General features: G+C 71.4%; 18 protein-coding genes and 1 pseudogene. 5 read left to right on the top strand and 14 right to left on the bottom strand.

Annotation, left to right across the window (positions count from 1 at the left end):
• A complete protein-coding gene (locus OV079_RS35985; protein ID WP_420829567.1) occupies window positions 1–444 on the bottom strand; it encodes a helix-turn-helix transcriptional regulator in 444 nt (147 codons plus the stop codon).
• A 128-nt stretch (window positions 445–572) separates the two neighbouring features.
• Between OV079_RS35985 and OV079_RS35980 the strand changes: the two genes are divergently transcribed.
• Window positions 573–725 carry a hypothetical protein gene (locus tag OV079_RS35980; RefSeq protein ID WP_267774000.1) on the top strand — a complete coding sequence of 51 codons (153 nt, stop codon included), beginning with the start codon at window positions 573–575 and terminating at the stop codon, window positions 723–725.
• A gap of 293 nt (window positions 726–1,018) precedes the next feature.
• On the top strand, window positions 1,019–2,116 hold the full coding sequence (locus OV079_RS35975) for a hypothetical protein (RefSeq protein WP_267773999.1): 1,098 nt from the start codon (window positions 1,019–1,021) through the stop codon (window positions 2,114–2,116).
• Window positions 2,117–2,261: 145 nt separating this feature from the next.
• Here the strand turns inward: OV079_RS35975 and OV079_RS35970 are convergent, their stop codons facing one another.
• Window positions 2,262–2,930, bottom strand: a complete 669-nt coding sequence (locus OV079_RS35970) for an O-methyltransferase (RefSeq protein WP_267773997.1) — start codon at window positions 2,928–2,930, stop codon at window positions 2,262–2,264.
• Between the two features lie 85 nt (window positions 2,931–3,015).
• Between OV079_RS35970 and OV079_RS35965 the strand changes: the two genes are divergently transcribed.
• Complete coding sequence (locus tag OV079_RS35965; protein WP_267773995.1) at window positions 3,016–3,648, top strand: TetR/AcrR family transcriptional regulator; 633 nt, start codon at window positions 3,016–3,018, stop codon at window positions 3,646–3,648.
• Window positions 3,649–3,839: 191 nt separating this feature from the next.
• On the opposite strand, the gene OV079_RS35960 is transcribed toward OV079_RS35965, so the two are convergent.
• The 4 genes from OV079_RS35960 to OV079_RS35945 form a co-directional block, all read right to left on the bottom strand.
• Window positions 3,840–4,136 (bottom strand): hypothetical protein, encoded by a 297-nt coding sequence (locus OV079_RS35960; protein ID WP_267773994.1) that lies wholly within the window; start codon window positions 4,134–4,136, stop codon window positions 3,840–3,842.
• A 510-nt stretch (window positions 4,137–4,646) separates the two neighbouring features.
• Window positions 4,647–7,145 (bottom strand): FG-GAP repeat domain-containing protein, encoded by a 2,499-nt coding sequence (locus OV079_RS35955; protein ID WP_267773993.1) that lies wholly within the window; start codon window positions 7,143–7,145, stop codon window positions 4,647–4,649.
• Between the two features lie 233 nt (window positions 7,146–7,378).
• Window positions 7,379–8,296, bottom strand: coding sequence for a hypothetical protein (locus tag OV079_RS35950; RefSeq protein ID WP_267773992.1), 918 nt, complete (start codon window positions 8,294–8,296; stop codon window positions 7,379–7,381).
• A 113-nt stretch (window positions 8,297–8,409) separates the two neighbouring features.
• On the bottom strand, window positions 8,410–9,072 hold the full coding sequence (locus tag OV079_RS35945; protein WP_267773990.1) for a hypothetical protein: 663 nt from the start codon (window positions 9,070–9,072) through the stop codon (window positions 8,410–8,412).
• 227 nt (window positions 9,073–9,299) lie between these two features.
• Between OV079_RS35945 and OV079_RS35940 the strand changes: the two genes are divergently transcribed.
• Entirely contained in the window at window positions 9,300–9,728 is a 429-nt protein-coding gene (locus OV079_RS35940) for a YbaY family lipoprotein (RefSeq protein ID WP_267773989.1), read from the top strand.
• A 12-nt stretch (window positions 9,729–9,740) separates the two neighbouring features.
• On the opposite strand, the gene OV079_RS35935 is transcribed toward OV079_RS35940, so the two are convergent.
• The 3 genes from OV079_RS35935 to OV079_RS35925 form a co-directional block, all read right to left on the bottom strand.
• Entirely contained in the window at window positions 9,741–10,388 is a 648-nt protein-coding gene (locus tag OV079_RS35935; RefSeq protein WP_267773988.1) for a glutathione S-transferase family protein, read from the bottom strand.
• 47 nt (window positions 10,389–10,435) lie between these two features.
• A complete protein-coding gene (locus OV079_RS35930; RefSeq protein ID WP_267773987.1) occupies window positions 10,436–10,861 on the bottom strand; it encodes a YccF domain-containing protein in 426 nt (141 codons plus the stop codon).
• Window positions 10,862–10,957: 96 nt separating this feature from the next.
• On the bottom strand, window positions 10,958–11,320 hold the full coding sequence (locus OV079_RS35925) for a hypothetical protein (RefSeq protein WP_267773985.1): 363 nt from the start codon (window positions 11,318–11,320) through the stop codon (window positions 10,958–10,960).
• Between the two features lie 135 nt (window positions 11,321–11,455).
• Here OV079_RS35925 and OV079_RS35920 point away from each other — a divergent pair, with 135 nt between their 5' ends.
• Window positions 11,456–11,824 carry a hypothetical protein gene (locus OV079_RS35920; RefSeq protein ID WP_267773983.1) on the top strand — a complete coding sequence of 123 codons (369 nt, stop codon included), beginning with the start codon at window positions 11,456–11,458 and terminating at the stop codon, window positions 11,822–11,824.
• A 51-nt stretch (window positions 11,825–11,875) separates the two neighbouring features.
• Here OV079_RS35920 and OV079_RS35915 read toward each other — a convergent pair whose 3' ends face one another.
• From OV079_RS35915 to OV079_RS56505, 5 genes and pseudogenes are all read right to left on the bottom strand, one after another.
• Complete coding sequence (locus OV079_RS35915) at window positions 11,876–13,879, bottom strand: WD40 repeat domain-containing protein (RefSeq protein WP_267773982.1); 2,004 nt, start codon at window positions 13,877–13,879, stop codon at window positions 11,876–11,878.
• A 258-nt stretch (window positions 13,880–14,137) separates the two neighbouring features.
• A complete protein-coding gene (locus OV079_RS35910; RefSeq protein ID WP_267773981.1) occupies window positions 14,138–16,327 on the bottom strand; it encodes a hypothetical protein in 2,190 nt (729 codons plus the stop codon).
• 555 nt (window positions 16,328–16,882) lie between these two features.
• Window positions 16,883–17,692 (bottom strand): hypothetical protein, encoded by an 810-nt coding sequence (locus OV079_RS35905; RefSeq protein ID WP_267773979.1) that lies wholly within the window; start codon window positions 17,690–17,692, stop codon window positions 16,883–16,885.
• 548 nt (window positions 17,693–18,240) lie between these two features.
• Window positions 18,241–18,657 (bottom strand): annotated as a pseudogene (locus tag OV079_RS59185) (alpha/beta hydrolase); the annotation flags it as partial.
• Window positions 18,658–18,888: 231 nt separating this feature from the next.
• Entirely contained in the window at window positions 18,889–20,223 is a 1,335-nt protein-coding gene (locus OV079_RS56505; protein WP_267773977.1) for a right-handed parallel beta-helix repeat-containing protein, read from the bottom strand.
• Window positions 20,224–20,373: the final 150 nt, after the last annotated feature.

Here is a 20,373-nt window from a genome sequence, read left to right as displayed (position 1 = left end):
CTACGTGCGGCTCGCGGTCGGTGCTTCTCGATTCCTGACCGGACGCGTGACTTGCTTCGCCAGGCAGGACGGCATGCCCTCCGTGGCCTGCGCCGCGTCGCGGCGGTAGACGCTGGGCGGGACGCCGACGAGCTCGGTGAAGCGCGTGCTGAAGGTGCCCAGCGAGGAGCAGCCGACCTCGAAGCAGACCTCGGTGACGCTGAGGTCGCCGCGACGCAGCAGGGCCATCGCGCGCTCGATGCGCCGTGTCATCAAGTAGGAGTAGGGCGACTCGCCGTAGGCGAGCTTGAACTGACGGCTGAGGTGCCCGGCCGACATGTCGACGCCGCGGGCCAGCGCCTCGACGTCCAGCGGCCTGGCGTACTCGCGGTCCATGCGGTCGCGGACGCGGCGCAGCTTCGCGAGCTCCTGCAGATTCGGCGCTGCGGCGGGTCTGCTGGTCACCTGCGCGAAATTGCCACGTCGCATCGGCGTTGTCTAGCGCCGGCGTGCTCCACTCGCTGCCGCGACACGAACGTGGAGCTCGCCCGGGCCCTCGTTCGTGAAGCACTCGCACTTTGTTACGCTGCGCCATGTCTCGTCGTCGGCTGCGCGCAGGGCTCCTCGGGGTGGCGAGCGTGCTCGCGTGCGGCATCGAGGAGCTCGGCGAGCCCGAGCCGCGTGCACCGGCGACGCCGCTGTCGGTCTCGGGGCAGTTCATGCGCGCGCAGCTGGTGTCGCCGTGAGCGGAGAGCAACCGCGGGAGTTCACCGATGAGCGAATCTTTGTATGATCTCCGCGAGCACCCGTGCATGCGTCTGAGTTTTAAAGCTGCCCTGGGGCACGGTTGTTCGTCGCGGTTTGCTTGCTCGTGACGCTCGCCTCCGGCTGCGCTGCGGCGCGTTTCGAGGCCGCTCATCGGACCTGTGATCGCGCGGCCGAGGTCGAGCCGTCGGTTGCGCTGGGGTATGCCGGCCCACCCGATGCGGGCGAGTTGCGCGGGCGGGCCGCGCGTAACCATGCGGCCGCGCCACCGTGGGTGGTGGGTCAGTCGCGCGTGTATCCGCTCGATCCGTCGTTCCGCTACTGGGAGCTGTGGCCCGCCGGCGGCGACGCGAGCACTCCGCTGCTGTGCCGGCTGACCTACGACCGCACGCGCCGGCGCGGCCTGTTCGCCGCCGATCCGCTGACCGAGGTCGAGCTCACGACGGTATACGAGGTGCCCGGCAAGACGCCGCCGCAGCGGGTGCACGGGCCTGACGGGGTGCCGCAGATGTTCGTGCTCGACGGCGTCACCGAGTTCGCGCCGGGGGATGCGCTGCGCATGGCAGTGGTCGACCGCGACGTGCACTGGGGCGGCAGCTCGTTTACCGACGACCCACTGATCGCCTTCACCCTGCCCTACCGGTCGGGGGCCGCGCTCACCGGGACCAGCGGAGCGATGTGGCGCGGGACGGTCGACGTCCGCTGCGAACACCTCGACGCGTTCGCGGTGCAGTCGACCTACGTCGATGCGTTGATGCAGCTCGACGCGGGCCTGCAGCGGTGGGCCCCGCAGCTCGAGCCCCGCGACTGGGACTTCGGCCTCGCGGGCAGCGGCATGACGGCCATGCGCGCGGCGCTGGAGCGGGCGGCGTCGCTGCGCGGCTGGGACGCGCCCGAGGTGCGCGAGCGGACGAATCGCCTGCTCGCGGCTCAGCTGTGCTTCGAGCGCGCGGCGGCGCCCGAAGTGGCGCGCTGGGCCCGGCGCTCGCGTTCCGGGGGCTTCGGCGAGCTGCAGCTCGCCGCCACGGATTATCGTTGCGCGGCCGAGCCGCACGGCGAGACCGCTTGTCGGCTCACCGTCGACATCACCAGCCGCTCCGATGGGCTGGTGGCGATCCCGGTGAATCTGAGCCTGGTGCTCGCCGGCGGCCGCGAGCTCGCGCTGCTCCCCGAGCGAGCCACGGTCGCCGATCACGAGGTCCGGGACCTCGCTCCGAACAGCACCGCCACCGTGAGCTACCGGCTCGAGGTGCCGCTGCGCGACGAGCAGGGCTGGCCCGCCCGATGCTGTTGCGCTCGCGCCGGCGTCCGCTGTTCTCTTCGAGCTATCGCGTCGAGGATCTGCCGCTGCGACTCGCGCGGTGATTCGTGAAGCTGGCCAGAATCAGGTGCGATCAGGTGCCCGCGCGGGCGTCAGTCCGGCGCCTTCATGGCCGGGCCGCGGCGCATGTCGAGGGTCGAGTCGCCGATCGGGACGGCGAGCGAATCGATGGGCCGGACGGCCGCGCCTCGCGGGGTCACAGCTTCATCGTCAGCTCGACGTCGTCGGCGATCGGGATCGACAGGTAGCCGGAGCCGGGGGCGCGCACCAGGACCTTGTAGTCAGGGCAGGCGTCGGCGTTGTCGGCGACGATGCACGAGCCGGTGCGCAGGTGCGGCGCGACGAGGGCCAGGATCCGGGCGTAGAGCGGCTTGTGGCCGTCGAGCAGCACCAGGTCGATGGTCGCGGGCAGGTCGCGCGCCAGCGTCTCGAGCGCGTCGCCTTCGCGGATCTCGACGAGGTCCGCGAGCCCGGCCGCCTCGAGGTTGGCGCGGGCGTGCGCGAGCTTGTTCGGCTCGAAGTCGCTGCCGATCAACCGGCCGCCGCCGTTGTCGCGCAGCGCCGCCGCCAGGTGCAGCGTCGAGATGCCGAACGAGGTGCCGAACTCGACGATGGCGCGCGCGCGGTTGGCTCGCGCCAGCATGTAGAGCAGCGTCCCGGTGTCCGACGAGACCGGCATGTGGATGTCCTTGGCCTTGCTGTAGAAGGCCCGATAATCCGCGGCGGGATCGGACATCCGGGCGGCGCGCTCGGCGGGCGAGAGGTCGCCGAGCAGCTCGCCGAGCTGACGGCGAGACCGGGCGGCGTCCGCGAACAGCCGCTCGAGGAGCGGGGCGACGGGTGGAGTGGTGAGTGTGTTCGACATGGATCCTCTTGGAGTGGCGCTTCGTCGCGTCCCTCGTTAAAATACGAATGATTATTCGCCTTCACGATCGCGTTCGAGCGCCGCCATGCCGAGACGACCCAAGCCCGTCCTATCCCCGCGAAAGAACCCGCAGCAGGCGCGTTCGACTCGCCTCGTCGAGGCCATCCTGCAGGCCGCGGTTCGCGTTCTCGAGCGCGACGGCGCGGCCGGGTTCACTACCGTTCGGGTGGCGGAGCGGGCCGGGGTCAGCGTCGGCTCGCTCTATCAGTACTTCCCCAACAAGGAGGCGATCCTGTTCCGCCTGCAAGCGGACGAGTGGGAGGCGACGGGGCAGCTCCTCGACGGCATCTTCAGCGACACGCGCCTCGACGCCGCCGAGCGGCTGCGGGCTGCGATGCGCGCGTTCTTCCGCACGGAGTGCGACGAGGCGCCGCTCCGCCGCGCGCTCGGGGACGCCGCGCCGCTGTACCGCGATTCACCGCAGGCGCGCGAGAGACGCGAGCGCGGCCTGCCGCTGCTCGCCGGGCTCATCAGCGAGGCCGCGCCGAACATCACGCCGCGACGGCGCGCCTTCGCGGTGGAGCTCTACGTCACCCTCATGAGCGCGATCGGAAAGCAGGTCTCGGAGGCAGATCGTACGCCGGCCGAGGTCGACGCGTGGGCGACGGCGATCGCCGACATGTTCCTCGCCCACCTGCGCGAGCCGAAGCGACGCTGACCGCCAGCATCCGCGCCAGCACGAGTGCATGACACGCGAGCTCGGCGGCGACCGGCCGTCGATCGTCTTCAACCCCGCGGCCGGACCGGGGGTGGTATCGGAGGGCATCCTTTCAGGCCGACCTTGCCCTTCAAGTGCTTCAGCGCTTCGACGCTGTAGTGGTCGTAGTCGTCGATGAACGAGACGATCTCTCATTCGGAGATCCCCGGCTCGACGATGGGGTGATCGCCATCAAAGCCGAGGGCCTCGAACCAACTCTGAAGAACGACCTCTTTGAGATCGAGCGAGAGCGCGAGCAGCCACAGCAGGTCGCGCGCCCGAACGGGCCGGTGATTCGTGGCGTCGGCGCCGTAGTCCGTCACGAGCAAGGCGATGGGATCGGGGTGCGCGGCATCGGCGTAGAGCGCGACGACCTCCCTTCCCTCGGGATCGAGATCCGTGATCCCCCCGATGGTCCGCTGCCTGTCGAACAACGTCGCGCTCTGCATCCCACCGAGAAATTTCGTCCGTTCAGCTCCGCACGGAGGAAGAAGCGCTCTCGCTCGACGGCGAAGAGCTCCCGCAAGGGCCGGACGTGCGCCCTCGTTTTGCCGCGCTGAACTCGGAACCCATTGGCAGCACGGAACAGCTCCACGAACGACGGCGCGAGCTGGAAGCCCAGGTTCTTCTCCACCACACGCAGCTCGTCATCCCTCCGGGGGTCGCCGACCTCGAATGAACGCTCCAAGGTCGAGGGCCACTTGGCCGACTTCTGCTTCAAGATCGAGACACCGTGCTCGATGAGCGCGCGAAAATCCATGTCGTCATCTCCTCGCACGGCAGGACGCGGCGAGCAGCGCGACAGTCTCACGAAATTGTCGGGCCTTCGGACGAGTTTTCGGCTCCCCCGTCGAGGGCCTGGCGGAGGAGCCTGGCAGCGAACTCTCCTGCGACCTGGACGCCGGCCCAGGCGCCGCGCGGGGCTCAGGGGAACCCGGCGGCGCGTCGCGGTGGCGTCACTACCCGGCGATGAGGCACTTGCCGGTGCTGGTGCCCGTATTGTTGTCGACGCGGCACTCCTGCCATTCGGGGTGCGGGACCATGGTGTCGTCGACGATCGCGTAGATGTCGACGACGCCGTTCTTGACGTCGGCGGGGGCGTCGTTGAACGGGAGGGCGAGGGCCTCGGACTCGAGCGGGTAGAGGGCCTTGGTGGTGGTGAGCTCGCCGATCTTCATGCCGGTGTTCGGTTCGCCGGTATAGAAGCCGACGACGACGCCGGCGGGCAGGGCGGCCTCGCCGACGTTGCGGACGGTGGCGACCAGGGAGTAGTCGTCGTCCTCGCACAGCGGGGCGATGGCGACGATCGCGTCCGGGGCGCCGCGCTCGCTGTCGGGCTGCTTGTTCTGGCGGAAGTTGTTGAGGCCGGCGGCGGTCCAGTTGGGCTCCTCGCCGACGGGGAGCGAGCCGTCCTCGTTGATGTTGGTGATATGATAAGAGTGCTGATTCCAGACCCGGCGCGTGCGCACCCACTTGCCGCCGGCGGTGCCGAACACGCGCACGCCGGACTGGCCGTTGACGCCGTCCTCGACGCAGGTGATGGCCGGGTCGGCCTTGCCGTAGGCGTTGGAGACGACGACGATGTCGGCCTGACCGTCATTGTCGACGTCGGCGATCACCGGGTACTCGATCAGCGTGGCGGTGGTGTTGCAGCGCTCGAGCAGGACGTCGCCGGTCGGGCCCTCGTAGATCCGCAGGCGGTTCTGGTCGGAGTAGACGACCTCGGCCTTGCCGTCGCCGTCGAAGTCGAACACCGAGCTGCCGGTCGAGGCCGAGGAGCAGTCGACGGTCTTCTTGACCCACAGGAAGGTGTCCGGGCCGGCGACGCCGGGATCGACGAGCGCGGCGCCGCTGAACACGGCGTAGCCGATGCCGCCGGCGGTGCCGACGTCGGGGACGCCGTCGCCGTCGAAGTCGGCGACCGTGGGCGGGCCGCCGCCGTGGGTGCGGCCCCACGAGCCGGGCGCGCACGAGGCGGGGTCGAGGGTGCCGTTGATGTCGACGGGGCCGCGGACGACGACGAAGCCGTTCGGGGCGTTGGGATCGTGGCGCCAGATCGAGAGGGCGTGGTTGATGTTGTCGATGACGACGACCTCGGGCACGCCGTCGAGGTCGAAGTCGGCGATCGCCGGCCACGGGCTCTTCCAGTCCTGGGTGGCGTAGAACTGGCTCTGCGCGGCGAGCATGGTGTCGACGAAGACGCTGCCGTCGCTGTGATAGCCGCGGCTCGATGTGATGATGTCGAGGACGCCGTCGTCGTCGAGGTCGCTGACGACGAAGGATGTGTTGAGCGGGGGGTCGAAGGTGGCCTTGACGGCTCCGGTGGCGCCGTCGAGGATCGCGCCCTCGACGATGACCTCGGCGTTGCCGTCACCCTCGAGGTCGGCGATCGCCGGCATGAAGCAGGTCTGGTTGGCGGTCCACAGCAGCGAGCCGTCCTCGCCCTTGACCGCGAACACCTCGCCGTTCTTGCCGCACGCGACGACCTCGGTGCCGGGCTGGCCGTCGAAGTCGCCGCCGGCGAGCTGCTTGGTCGGGTTGACGGTGCCGGCGAGGACGTTCCACTTGTCGACGACGACGCCGTCCTCGATCGAGATCGCGTGCAGGGAGCCGTTCGTGCCGTACGCCCCGCTGGTGAAGGTGGAGAAGACGATCTCGGGGATGTCGCGCTCGCTGATCTTGCCGTCGCAGTCGTCGTCGTCGAGCTGGACGACGATCGGGGTCATCATGATGTCGCTGCTGTACGGCGGGTCGACGACGCCGCCCCAGGCGAACTTGAGGGTCGGGTTGAACTCGCCGCCGGTGGTATATTCGCAGCTCTGAAGACACTCGGGGTCGTTCGGATCTTGCGGCGGATCGTTGGGCCCGCACAGCGGGGGCTTGGTAAGACACTTGCCGGTCGGCTCGGCGACGCCGCCCATGCACATCGGGTCGGGCGGCTTCACGTCGGGCTCGCCGAGGGCGTAATCACAATACTCGGTCTCGGCGCAGTCGGCCTTCTCCTTGCAATCGGCGCCGGGCAGCTCACACTTGGTGAAGTTGCAGACCTCGCCGACGCTGCAGCACACCTCGCCGCAGAAGATCTGGCCCATCTCGCAGCACTCCGCGCCCTGACAGCTCGGGCCGGTGGTCCCGGTGGTGGTGATGTCGGTGGCGCTGACCGGGCCGCTGGTGTCGGTGGTGCCGGTTTCGGTGGTGCCGGTGCCGGTCGGCGGCTCCGTCGGGCTCACGGTCTCGCTCATCGAGCCGGAGCCCTCGGTCGCGGTCGAACCAGTGCCGGTGGGCACGTCCGTCGTGGTGGTGCCGGCGGTGCCGTCGGTGGCAGTGACAGGGGCGGTGGTCGTGGAGTTCGCGGCGCTGTCGGTGGCGGTGCCGCTGTCGCCGCAGGCGGCCAGGCCGAGCGAGGCGAGCGCGACGACGAGGCGCGCGTCGCCGAATACGTTCAAGGTGCGGTGCATCGGCCGAGGGTATCGGATCGCAGGGAGGCCGGGATCGATCGGCGATCGTCGACCCTGCGACGTCGCCGCGAGCATGAGGCGGAGATCGGGTTCGCTCGCGCCGGCCCGCGAGCCAGCGAGGCAGACGAGGCTCTGCGCGGCGCACGAGCCGCGGGCGCGTCCGGACCTGACGGGCGCGACATGCACTGCGTGGTTTTTGTGGGCAAACAAGCGCCATGCGCCTGCTGGCCGGCTCACGGTGCGGCCATGCAGAGGCCCTGCTCCGGCGGGAGACACTCGGCGTGGAAATCCGGGTTCACGGTGGGCCACGCCGCGCATATGGTGCCGGGGTAGGCGGCGTCGCAGGGGTCGGGTTGGGTCAGGTCGCAGACGGGAGTGCAGCAGAACTCGCCGGCGCAGGACGGGAGCATGTTCGCCGGGAGGCAGGTCGTGCCGGCCTCGCAGGAGAACGAGTCTGGGCACGGCTCGCCGGCTCCGAAGGCGCTCTGTGAGGGCAAGAAGCAGAAGAACCGCGGCTCGAAGACGTACGTCACGCAGCGAAGACCTGCGGGGCAGTCATCGGCGAGCGGGCTGCAGCGGACCGGGCAAACTCCGAAGAGTCCGTCTTCATACTTGATGCAGCCGCTGCAGACATCGGCGCAAGACCAGGCATCGGGCGTGCCCTCGCACATGGGAGTGCAGCGCAGACTGTCCGGGCCCCTGTTAAAGCCGAAGCACATGCTGCCGTCGGGGCAATCGTCGAAGGACGCGAGCTCGCTCGACTCACACGCCTCGCCGATGCCGGCGGGATCGTCATCGATGTCGGCGCAGAGGGCCTGCCAGCCGTCCTCGTCGTTGGGCTTGCACTTCTGTCCCCGGGGACATGTGTCGTTCCACGGGTCGCACGCGACCGGTGACGGCAGGTCGGGCATCATCACGAAGTCCTGAGTGTCCGTGGAGCCCGAGAGGGTGGATGGACCGGTGGGGACGTCGCTGGAGGCAGCGCTCGTCGTGGGGGTCGATGACGTGGTCGTCGCAGCACCGGAGGCGGAGGTCGTGGTGGTCGCGCCAGGCGCTTCGGTGGTCGCGGTTTGTCCCGGGTTCTCCGGGCCGCACGCGATCACCGCGATGACGAGGGAACAGAGCGCAATGCGGGGCTCACGGCTCGGCATGGGCTCGATGATCTGCCCCGGCGCCGATACGGGCAAGATGCGCGGGAAGCGGGCTCGTGCCGCGGCCGCCATCGAATCCCGAACCACACTTCAGGCCGGACCTGTCGCGTCCATCACGCCGGGCCGGCGTCGACTTCGATGCAGCCGAGCGCGTCATTTTGAAACACGCTCTGCGGCATCGACCAGCTCTGCGCGTTCCATAGCACGGCGCCGCCGGCGTCGAGGCCGACGAGGTCGGTCGGCGAGGTCATGCGCGCCGAGGGCAGTTGGCCGGCCTCGCATTCGGCGGTGGCGTCGACCGGGCCGGGGCCCCAGAGGAGGACGCGGCCGTCGATCCGGGTGGGGTCGGCGATTTTATAGATGATGGCCATCTCGAACTTCGAGGCGCCCTCGTCGAAGGTCTGGGCCGAGGCAGCGACCTCGCAGCCGACCAGGGGGTCGGCGACGGATTCGCTGCACAGCCGCTCGCGCCATGCCTCGACGATCGCCGCGCCGTCGGCGGCGTCGAATCGATGCTCCGGGTGCCGCTTATCATAGTAGTCGATCAGGCATTGATCGTACTTGAGGGTGAGGCGGATCTGGGCGGTGCCCACGAACAGGTCGGTCTCGACGCTCTGGGCCCGCTGGATGCTCGCGCAGACGAAGCCGAACGGCTCCTCCTCCGCGGGGCCGGTGGTGGTCGAGGTGGCGTCGTCGGTGGTGTGGGGCTCGTCCTTGCCGGAGCCGCAGGCGGCCAGCAACAGGGCGAGGGAGGCGGAAGCGAGCGGGCGCGTCACGGCGCGGAGGATGGGCGATGGCCGCGCCGGGGACAAATCAGCGCGGCCGGCCGCTCGTGCGGCTCGCCGAGCGCCGCCTGCGCAATTGCGCCCGTCGCATGCGTCGCCGGCGCGGGGTGCTGTGATTCACCGGAGTTCGTCGTCGCTCGCGCCATCGCGCGGGGCCGCGGCGTCACCTCGGTCATGCTGTCGCGCGATTTCCTTCCCCACGTCCCGAGGAGAGCTCGATGCGCCGTTCGTGCCTGGCCGTGTGCGCCGCCCTGACCCTGCCGCTGGCCGCGTGCCAGGGCGCCGACAAGACCGCCGAGACGAGCTCGTCGGCGCAGACGGTGACGGTGACGGGCAAGGCGTTCTATCTCGAGAGGATCGCGCTGCCGCCGGGGGCGATGCTGCACGTGAAGGTGGTCGACATGCAGCACGCCGACGCGGCGCTCGGGGCCGTGGCCGCCGACGACTTCAACGCGTCGCTCGTGCCCATCCCGTTCGAGCTGGAGGTCAAGGGCTCGAAGATCGAGCCGAACAGGCAGTACGGGGTGAGCGCCAGCTTGCGCGACGTCGACGACAAATTGATGTTCTCCACGGCGGCGCCGGTGGCCGTCGACTTGCGGGCCCCGGCGCCGCTGGAGATCCGTCTGGTGCGAGCGACCGGCAAATAGGTCGCCCGGCGATCACGCCTTCCAGTGCGGCGGGATCGTGCGGTCGTGGTAGGGCAGCGCGGTCAGGCGCTCCTGCCAGGCGCGCAGGTTGGCCGGCAGCGCGTCGGCGAGGCGGAGGTCGGGCAGGCGCAGGTCGAAGCGCTGCACCAGGCGGAAGTGCGGGTAGAAGCTGAAGTCGGCCAGGCCGAGGTCGCCGGCGAAGTACTCGCGGTCGCCGAGGTAGCCGGAGAAGCGCTGCAGCTCGGCGACGACGCCCTCGCGCGCGGCGGCCAGCTTCTCGGGGGTGGACTCCTCGCGGCCGAAGACCATCAGCGCGAGCGGCCGGGTGGCGGTGTTGAAGTAGCCGTCGACCTCGGCGGAGAGCCGCCGCGCCAGCGCGCGGGTCAGCGGATCACGAGCGAGCAGCGGCCGCTCGGGGTACCTGTCCTCGAGGTACTCGACGATCGCGCTCGACTCGTACAGGGCGTGGCCCTCGTCGACCAGCACCGGCACCTTGCCGCGCGGATTGAGGGCCAGAAACTCCGGCGCGCGCGTGTCGCCCTTGTCGAACGACAGCAGCTTGAACTCGTACGGCAGTTGCTTGAACTCGAGGGCGAGCCAGACCTTCCACGCGTAAGGCGAGCCGGACCCGTAATAGAACGTGCGGGGGTTGTTCGACATGGCGGCGAGCCTTGCCGAGCCCGCCGGAGCCGTCAAGGGCGAGGCAGCTACAGGCCCGACACGACGACCTGGTGCGGCTGGTGCATCCGGCGCTCCTCCTCGACGCTGAGGATCGTCTTGCCGAACGGCGTCAACGCGAGGCCGGCGAGCTTCATGCAGGCGATGCCGAACGGGATGCCGATGATCGTCAGGCAGAGGATGAGGCCGGCGAGCAGGTGCCCGATGGCGAGCCAGATGCCGGCGAAGACGAGCCACAGCAGGTTGCCCACCGCCGACAGGGCGCCGCCGTCGCCCGGGACGGTGACGACGACCCGTCCGAAAGGCCAGGCGGCGAACAGCGCGAGCTTGAACGCCTGCACCCCGAACGGCAGGCCGACGATCGTCAAGCACAGCACGATGCCGGCGGCGAAGTAGCCGAGGAACAACGGCAGGCCGGCGACGAGGAACCACAGCACGTTGAGGATCAGGCGCACCCGGGCAGCCTAGCACGCGCGCCCGGGGATGCACGGCGCCGGGTCCGCGAGCGCAGCGCGTGCTCGGGTGGTGAGGAAGCACGTCGCGCGACGACCTCACGTCGGCGCGGGTGCGATGCATGCAGCGGGCGGCGTGCGAGCGGGGGAGGTTTCGCTGGACGCGTCGTCGCGGCCGCCGCTACCGTCGGCGCACGAGGTTGCCTTGAGACTCAGCGTCGCCATGATCGTCGCCCTCGCGTGCGCCGCGTGCGGGCCGGGCAAGTCCACGACAACCGAATCCGAACCGACGACCACGCTCGAGCCGACGAGCACGTCGACGAGCGAGGGGGTCACGACGACGTCGACGACGGCGACGCCGACCAGCACGAGCCCGACGGCGACGTCGACCGGTGCGCCGGCGTCCTGCGAGGGGTTCCTGCCCGACGAGATCCTCGCGGAGCAGACCACGATCACGCTCACCAACGCCAGCGCGGGGCCGATCTGGCTCGGCGCCGTGGGCTGCGCCGGCTTGCCGAACCTGGACATCCTCGACGGCGACGGACAAGACCACTTCTTCGTCTTCGAACCCTGCTCCCCCTCCCCTGTGAGCTCTTGATGGCGGGCGATTGCGCGGTCGCCTGCGACGATTGCGTCGTCCCGGCCGGCCTGCGACTCGACCCCGGGGCCAGCTTCTCGCTGCTGTGGGCGGGGGCCGACGTCGAGTTCATGGAGATGACGGCCGAGTGCGCGCCAGGACCCGGCTGCGCGCGCGAGTGCGTGGCGGCGCGCGAGCGGCCGGCCGGCACGTACGAGATCACGGTCACGGCCGCCCAGCAGTGCGTCGGCAGCTGCGATTGCGCTTCGCCCAGCCCCAACGGTCACTGCACGGTGGACGGGGGCATCGTCCTGTCGGAGGAGCTGAAGGTCAGCGTGCCGCTCGACTTCCCGGCGACGCTCGAGATCGAGGTCTCGATCGGCGGGTGAGTAGATGTCTCATGCGCCATGTCTCGAGGGACATGGCGCATGATGCATGTATCAAGTCCGTTGCGGGGGACCGAGGCGGAGCAGCCGGCCGCTGACGTCGACGGCCCAGAAGCCGCCGTCGCCGGCGGCGGCGAGGTCGACGAGGGCGTTGTCGGCGTCGTAGCGCAGCCGCTCGGTGCCCTCGGCGAGGGAGACGACCCGCAAGGTGCCGTCGCGGCTGACCGCGGCGAGGTCGTCGGCGCCGGCCTCGACGACCGCGGCGATCGCCCCATGGAAGTGCGGCTCGCCGGGGAGAGGCGCGGGGTAGTTGGCGTTCTCTACGTGCTGTACTTTGGGCCAGGTCGAGAGGACCTGGCCCCCGGGATAGGTGACGCGGGCGAGCAGGGCGGACCAGACCTGGCCCTCGGCCTGGAAGGAGCCGAGCGTGGCGACGGCGTCGGGGCCGAGGACGAACTCGGCGTCGGCGCCCCCTTCGAGCTCGACGGTGGTGACCGCGGGCTTCTTCTTGCCGGGCGCGAGGACGGCGGTGGAGCCGGCGCGGGTGATGACGCGGGCCTCGGCGTCGCCGACCGCCCCGAGCGCGCACAGGTCACCGGTGAGGACGTAGGCGGCCTTGCTCGTGACCTTGGCCTCGGCCGGACCGATCCACGCGGCGCCCTCCGGGCCGGCCGCCAGCAGCGCCCCCGAGGGCAGGAAGGTCATCCACTGGACGTCGAGGTCGAGCTCGAGCTCGCGGGTGCTGCCGTCCGGGGCGATGAAGTGGAGGGTCTGCCCGTTGCGCACGACCGCGAGCTGGCCGTCGCGGCGGACGACGAGCTCGTCGCCGGTGAGGTCGACGCGGACCGTGGCGCCGCCGACGGTGAACTCGACGTTGTCGCCGCGATCGACGAGCAGCGAGGCGCCGCCGGCGGCGAGGCCGTCGACGCGCGCGAGCGGTCCGACCGGCTCGGCGCGGGCAGGGTCCCACAGGCGCAGGGAGCCGTCGCTCGAGGTCGAGGCGACGAGCCCGAGCGCGGCCGACCAGGCGAGGCCGCCGGGCTGCGGACCGTGACCGAGCAGGCTGCCGACGACGCGCCCGGTGGCCAGCTCGACGAGCAGCAGCGGACCCTCGTCGCAGGCGATCACGACCCGACCGCCGTCGATCGCCACCAGCTCGCGCGGCGAGAACGGCAGCGGGGTGCGCGTCGGCGCGGCGCCTCCGGCGAACACGAGCAGCTCGCGCGCGCCGTCCCTGGGCCGATCGACCGCGGCGAGCAGCGTACCCTCGGCGGTGAAACCGACGCAGCGGACCGCCTTCTCGGCGTGGAAGAGCTCCTCCTTGAGCGCGTCGGCCGACCACAGGCGCACGCCGTCGGGCGCGACCGAGGCGAGGCGCGCGCCGTCGGGAGAGAGTGCGAGGTGATGCACGCCGCTCGCGTGCTTGACCTTGGCGGCGACGAGCTTGTGCTTGGCGTCGAGGCGACGGACGACGCCCTCGGAGTCGCCGGTGTAGGCGGCGGCCGGGCCGGCGATCAGGCAGGTGAGCTTCTCGCTGGCGCGCTTGAGGCCGCCGGCGATCTTCTTGTCGACGGCGAGGGTGTGGCGATCGAGGAGCACGAGGTCGCTGGCGGTGAAGCCGAGGAGGGCGTCGCCGAACGGCTGGACCTGCTTCGGCGCGGCGACGCGGCTCGAGGTGACCTCGCGCCGCGGATGCGGGACCGCGGGCGGCTCGGCGAGCGCTCCCTGCCACGGGCCGGCGAAGGCGCTGACGAGGAAGCGGCCGTCGGCGAGGGCGACGACGAAGGCGGGAGCGCCCTGCGGGAACTCGCGGACCTGCACGAGCGCGGGCGAGGGCGCGGGCCCGACCGGGCGCAGGACTGCGCCGGCGCGGACGAGCAGCGGACGAGCCTCGTCGGCGATGGCGCCGCCCTCCTCGAGCGCGGCCTGCAGCAGCGCCCGCGCGCCGCCGCGAGCGACTCGATGCGAGGCGCGCCGCCAGAACCGCTGCGCGGCGGTGTCGTCGGCCGGTCGCCCCGGCAATTGCTCGAACAGGGCGCGCGCGCCCTGACTGTCCACGGCTCCCAGAAGATCGGCGAGGGTCGTACGCGTCGTCATCGCAGTGGCGGCGGACGCTAGCAAAGCGAATCGCGGCACACCAGCACCGATGATTGCTGGATCCACGGCGACGAATCACGGGAGCAGGCCGTCTTGTTCTGTCTCCGAAAAGAGGGTGTCCTCGGGGACATGTGTCGAATCGCGGTGGACATTTGGGGAGGTGCCCCTGGTTTTCCGGGGGCATCCGGCCGAATTCAGGGACATGTCCGTTCGGTCATGTCACGGCGCCGGGCGGACGCTCAGCCAGCGCCACGCGAACGCGCTGCCGCAGTCCGCGGCGATCGCCAGGGCGGCGGTCGCGAGCGGCGAGGCGGGCAAGGCCCACAGCAGCGGCCCGTCGGGCTCGCGCGGAAGCGAGGCGAGCGCGAGCGGGCCAGTGTCGGTGTGCAGGGCGGCAGTGATCTCGCAGGTAGGGGCGCCGGCGGGCAGCCGAAGCTCGACGCGGGCACCGGCGGGCAGCGGCAGCGGCTCGGTGACGAAGCCGGCCGGCGTCGCGGCGACGAACATGCTGCCCGGGTAGAGGCTGAAGGCGCCGGAGCTGCGCCAGACCGATCTGTCGAGCTGCTGCAGCTCCCACGGACCGCCGCCGTCGACGATGCGCGTCGGCACGCCGCCCTCGACGGTCTCGGCCCGCGGGGCGTGATAGATGCCGCGGGCGACGACGCGGGTGCGCCAGGGGCCGTGCGCGGCGGAGGGCCAGAGCTGGCGATCGGCGGGCTCCCAGCCGCCCGAGAGCAGGAACACCGGGGTGCCGGCCTTGAGCGCGCCCTCGACGATGTGGCCGCCGGGCGGGGCTGCGAGGGCGCTCTTGCCGAACGACAGCAGGGCCGGGGCGGCCAGGAGCCCGCGCCAGCGGCCGGGGGCGCGGTCGTCGAACACGAGTAGGCTGTCCTCGGGGACATGTTCGAAGATGCCGACCAGCTCGGCGGGGTCGTCGGCGAGGTCGCGGGTCCAGTAGACCTCCCGCGGGAGCAGTCGCAGCGGCGGGAGCAGCCACGCCAGCAGCAGGGCCGCGAACGCGAGGGCGGAGCGCCGCGGGCCGTGACGGTGCTCGAGGCGGGCGATGATGTGTCCCAAGAGACAGGCCGAAGCGACGGTCAGCGCCGGCACGACGTCGGCCACGAAGTAGCGGGCGTAGTAGAACTCGTAGCGCACGCCCGACTTGAGCGCGGCGGTCAGGACGATCACCGCGGCGAGGGCGACCCAGGGCAGGCGCTGGGCGTCGGCGCGGCGGACCGCGAGGCCCATTCCGACGAGGCCGAGCAGCAGCGGCAGCGGCCCGCCGTGGCGCAGCAGCACGGCGAGCACCTGCTGGTCGGGGCCGGTTTCGTCGCCGCCGAGCCAGGCGCGCTGCACGAGCACGCACGCGGCGAGGGCGAGGGCCAGGCCGGCGCCGACTCGCAGCGATCGCCGGGCCCAGTTGCGGAGCGGCGCGGAGAGGCGGCGCAGGGCGAGATCGGCGAGGAGCAGCGCGACGCCGGCGGCGATCGTCCAGGCGACCGCGACCGCGGGGCGCGGGGTGAGCCGCGGGATGTGGAAGTGGTTGGCGGCGGCGGAGAAGAAGTAAGGCCACGAGTGCAGGACGGCCTGCACGACCGCGAGCGTGGTGCCGACGACCAGCGCCGCGAACAGGGCCCGGCGGCTGCGCGAGGCCTCGTCGCGCGCGAGCAGCAGGGCGAGGGCGAGGGCGATCGCGTGGGCGACGAAGCTGCCGCGGGTGAAGGCGCCGGCGGCGAAGCAGAGGCCGCCGAGGACGGCGAGCAGCCGCGCGCCGGGGCGACCGTCGCGCTCGGCGGCACCTGCCTCGAGGGACAGCCAGGCGGCCGCGAGCAGGCTGGCGCGGGCGAGGTTCTCGGTGACGGTGAAGCTGGAGATCCACAGGTCGAGCGGATGCAGCGCGAGGCCGGCGAGGGCGACGAGGCCGATGGTGCCGGCGCGGCGGCGGACTCGCGGATCGCCGCTGTCCAGGGCGAGGCGGCGCGCGAGGCCGAACAGCGCCAGCGCCGACAACAACCAGAACGGCACGAGCGGCCAGGTCGAACGCGCGAAGCCCCAGTCGAGCTCGCACATGGCGAACCACACCGGCATCAGGTGAAAGAAGGCCGGGACGAGGCGACCCGCGCGGGCGTCCTCGATGTGGAGCCCCGCGGTCCAGCGACCCTCGCGGACGCCGACGAGCGGCGAATCCTCGGGCTGCGGCTGGACGCGGTAGGCGGCCAGGACGTCGGCCTGCGGGACGCCGCGGACCGCTCCGCGCAGCAAGCGATCGACGGGGCGCAGCCGACCGGTGCGGGCGATGTGATGCCCGACGTTGACGTAGATGCCCTGATCCTGGCCGCCCTGCAGGTAGGGCGACGGGCACATTCGCAGGCCGACGCCGGCGACGAGCAAGACGCCGAGGCCGAGCACGAGCGGGCGAGCGTGGACGGCAATGATGGCAGTGAGGGAGGCAGTCGCCGGCGCGCGACGAATGCCGACAGTACGAACGCCGCGAATGCCCCGAGCAGGCCGAGGCGCAGGGGCCACGGCTGCAGTCGGCCGAGGTCGAGCAAGATCATGCCGACGGCGCTGGCGACGAGGAAGGTGCCGGCGAGCGCGACGCCGAGGGCCGCGGCGTTCCCCAGGCGATCGCGCAGGAGCGCCGCGACCGCGAGGGCGGTGAGCAGCGCGAGGGCGGTCAGGAGGCCGGGCACGCGCGCAGGCTACCATCGCCGCGCCCCGGCGGGCTCAGCGAGCGCGAGGTCGGCGAGCATCGCCTCGCTCCACGAGACGCATCGGCGCGACGACGCATGGCCTCGTGACCCTGCTCCCTCCGACCCGGGCACCCTCGTGCCCGTCGCGGCAGGCCGGGCTCGCAATTCGTCGACTGCTCAAGCCTTCGGGCGGCCTCGTGGGGATTCGTGGCGCGGCGCTTGCGGGTGCGTACGTCGTAATGACCTCGAAGACATGTCTTTGAGACATGTGTCATTCGTCCGCCGCGCGGCGGGGCTTGCGGCGCCTGCCGAGCAGCGCGAGCAGCAGGAGCAGCAGCGGAGGAGGGCGCGACGGGGCCACCGAGCAGGTGTCGGGGATGTCGAGGTCGATCCACTCGCCGAAGCCGGAGTGGTTGCCGGCGACGTCGAACGCGCTGAGGCGGACGCGCGTGTGCGACCCGGCCTTGGCCGCCCAGTTGTCGAGGCAGAGGCCGCGGCCGAGCCTCATCTCGTGGCCGGACCAGACCTCGCCGATCTCGCCGGACAGCAGCAGCGGGTCGAGCCCGGCCCGGCCCTCCTGCTCGAGGACGACGAGCGGCTGCGGCATGGTGAGGGTGATGTAGGCCTCGCCCTCGTCGCGCTCGCTGGTGTAACCGATGCTCTCGACCTCCGGGATCGGCGGCGGCTCGTCGTCCGCTGCGTCGACGACGGTGAAGCTCCAGTCGCTGTGACCGTCGACGACGACCTCGTGCAGGCCGGGCGCCAGCGGCTCGACGGGCGTGAAGATCCACAGATCGAGGCCCGCGATCTCGTTGTAGTCGCTCCAGGTCCAGTTCGTGTCGACGACCGTGTGCATGAGCTCGACGGGGCCGTCCGGGCCGACGAGCTCGAGGGTCTCGATGTCCTCGAATTCCAGCCCGGGGAGGTTGATCCACAGCCGGGCGTTGGCCGGCACTTCGGTCGCGCCAGGCTCGGGCAGGAGGCGCGCGAGGCCGTACAAGTTGTCGCAGTACGGCGGACTGCTGTCCTCACAGCCGGCGGCGAGCAGCGCAGCGACGAGGCATGACCGGGCGCGATGCACGGGCGCAGCATAGCCGGTCGCGCCCGTGCTGTCGCGCCCGGCCTCAGGAGAGAATATGAACTTCGGGACAGGTACTGGGCGATCAGCCGAGCGCGGCGCGCAGGTGCACCGCGACGATGTCGGCGGCGGCGGCGATCAGCGGGGTCGTCGTAGAAGTCGACCTGGCCCTGCGAGGTGAGCCAGTGGATCGCCTTGGGTCCGCCGAGCGCGGCGTGGAAGCTGCGGGCGAGGGCCGGGGCGAGCGCCTTCTCCGAGTGGACGATCGCCGTGGGCACGCGGATCCGCGGCGCCGCGGCCTGGGCGTCGTAGGGGATCGTGTGCTCGCGCGACATGACCGCGAAGGCGTTGCGGTAGTTGGCGACGGCGCCGCGCGGGGTGCCATAATAATCGAAGGCTTCGGCGAGCGGCATGGCGACCTCGCCCTCGCCGACGGCGGGGATCGTGTCGACCTGGCCGGTGGCCTCCCAGCGCTCGCGCGCGGCCCGGCCGCTGGCGAGCGTGGCCTCGAAGCCGGCGGGGCCCATCCACTTGAGCTGTATCGCCACGTCGTGGAAGAACCCGGCGACGGCTGCGAATGCGCGGATCCGGGGGTCCTCGGCGACCGCGCCGGCGACGTAGCCCGCGCCCGCGCACACGCCCACGGCGCCGATCCGCCTGTCGTCGACGCGCTCGTGCGCGGCCAGGAAGTCGACCGCGGCGCGCAGGTCCTCGATCTTCTTCGGCGGCGACTCGTACTGGCGCGGCTCGCCGCCGCTCTCGCCGAAGAAGCGGTGGTCGAACGCGAGGGCGATGAAGCCCCGCTCGGCGAGCGCGCGGGCGTGGTTGCCCTGGGCCTGCTCCTTCACCGAGGTCAGCGGCCCGTCGACCACGACGGCAGGCGACCGACCTTCACGCGCAGGGAGGAACAGGTGGCCGACGATCGGCGCGCCGTGGGACTCGAAGGTGATGCGATGCGGGTCGACCATGGCGCGACGCTACCACGCGCGCATGACGTTTGGCCGACGCGGCGGTCACTCGATCGCGCCGATGTTCGGCGCGTCGCCGCGCGGCTTGCCGAAGAAGTCGTGGGCGGGGATGACGATGTCGGCGTCACCGGGCCAGCCGGCGTCGACGAGCGGACTGCCGGCGGCGGGCGCGAACGCGTCGGCGGGCGGGTCGTCGCTCGCGGGCCCCTCGCCGCCGGCGATCGCGGCGAATTAGGGGTCCTCGGCGACGAGGTCGTGCGGGCCGTCCTGCCACTGTCCGAGCGAGTAACCGAACAGGTTGTAGTCGCCGCGGTGCTCGGCCGGGTCGTACTCGCCGCCGATGTGCGTGTAGTTGATGCTGAGGATCGCGTTGTTGTAAAGGTCGAGGCCGCTGACGTTGACGCCGATCGACAGGCCGCCGTACGCGCCCTGGTGCAGGCCCCAGATCACGTTGTTCAGCACCCGTACCTCGCGCGCGTCCTCGATGTAGGCGACGAACCCGGTCTCGGGGCTGTAGAGGATGTTGTTGGCGAGCAGGAGGTTCTCGCAGTACTCGCTCGCGCCCATGCCGAGCTCGTCGGCCCAGTTGCCGAAGAAGACCGCGGCGGTGCTGGCGACGTCGTAGATCATGTTGCCGACGATCTCGCTGTCCTTGACCGCGAACAGCTCGAGGCCGTCGCTGTGGCCGTTGTAGCAGGGGCCGCAGTCGCCGTCGGTGCCGCAGCCGTGGAGGGCGTGGACGACGTTGCCGGTGAAGGAGAGGTTGACGAGGCCGGCGGCCACGACGCCGTCGTCGGCGGCGTCGTGGATCCGGTTGCCAGCGACGACGACGTCGTCGCCGCTGATGCTCATGGCCGTGCAGGCGCCGCCGACGTGCTTGCCGCCGCGCTCGGCGAAGGCGCCGTCGACGTCGCTGCGGAGGAACCGGATCGCGGGCGCGGCGATGTCGACGACGGTGCTCTCGAAGCCGCCGACGACGCGCGTGGCGTCACGGCCGTCGAACTCGTAGCGGCCGCTGGCGAAGCGCAGCTCGCCGAACACCGCCTCGCCGGCGGCGAACGCCGGGTCCCAGCCGACGTCGGTGCCGTGGTCGTCGGCGCCGGCCCGCAGCACGCGGATGACCGCGTCACCGCTTTCGGCGTCGTCGAACTGGTAGGCGGGGTAGGTGCCGGCGGCGACGAAGTAGACGTGGCCGCGCGCGAGCTCATCCGGCAGCTCGGGCAGGGCGTCGTCCCAGTCGGCGCCGCTGCCCTTCGCGCCGGCGCGGATATAATGACAGTCGTCGGCGCACGCGGTCGGCGGCGCGCCGGTGGTGCCGGTGTCGTCGCCGGTCGAGGTCGAGGAGGTCTGCGTGGTGCCCGTGCTCGGGTCCACGGTCGTGGTCGGTGGGTCGCCTTCGCTCGTCGCCCCGGAGCTCGACGTCGGGCCCGTCATCGTCGCCGCGGTCGTCGCCGCGCCCGTGCTCGACGTGCCGTCGCTGTCGCTCCCACCGCCGCCGCCGCCGCCGCACGCGCTCGTGAGCGCGACTGCGACGACCCACCCCGATCTCGCGCATCGTGTCCGCACGCGGGCGATCGTATCACGCCTGCGCGGGCGAGCTCGCTCGTGCAGATCGTCGCAATTGTTTTCGCCTCGACGATCACTTTGTGTCGACGCGTTCCCAGCCGATTGCGAACACCGGGGGCACTGGCCCTCGGGCGCGGTCGCTTGCCGGAG

Origin of the sequence: Nannocystis pusilla, from assembly GCF_026626665.1 — a bacterium.
Taxonomy (GTDB): domain Bacteria; phylum Myxococcota_A; class Polyangia; order Nannocystales; family Nannocystaceae; genus Nannocystis; species Nannocystis pusilla.
This window is presented reverse-complemented; position numbering and strand designations above follow the sequence as displayed.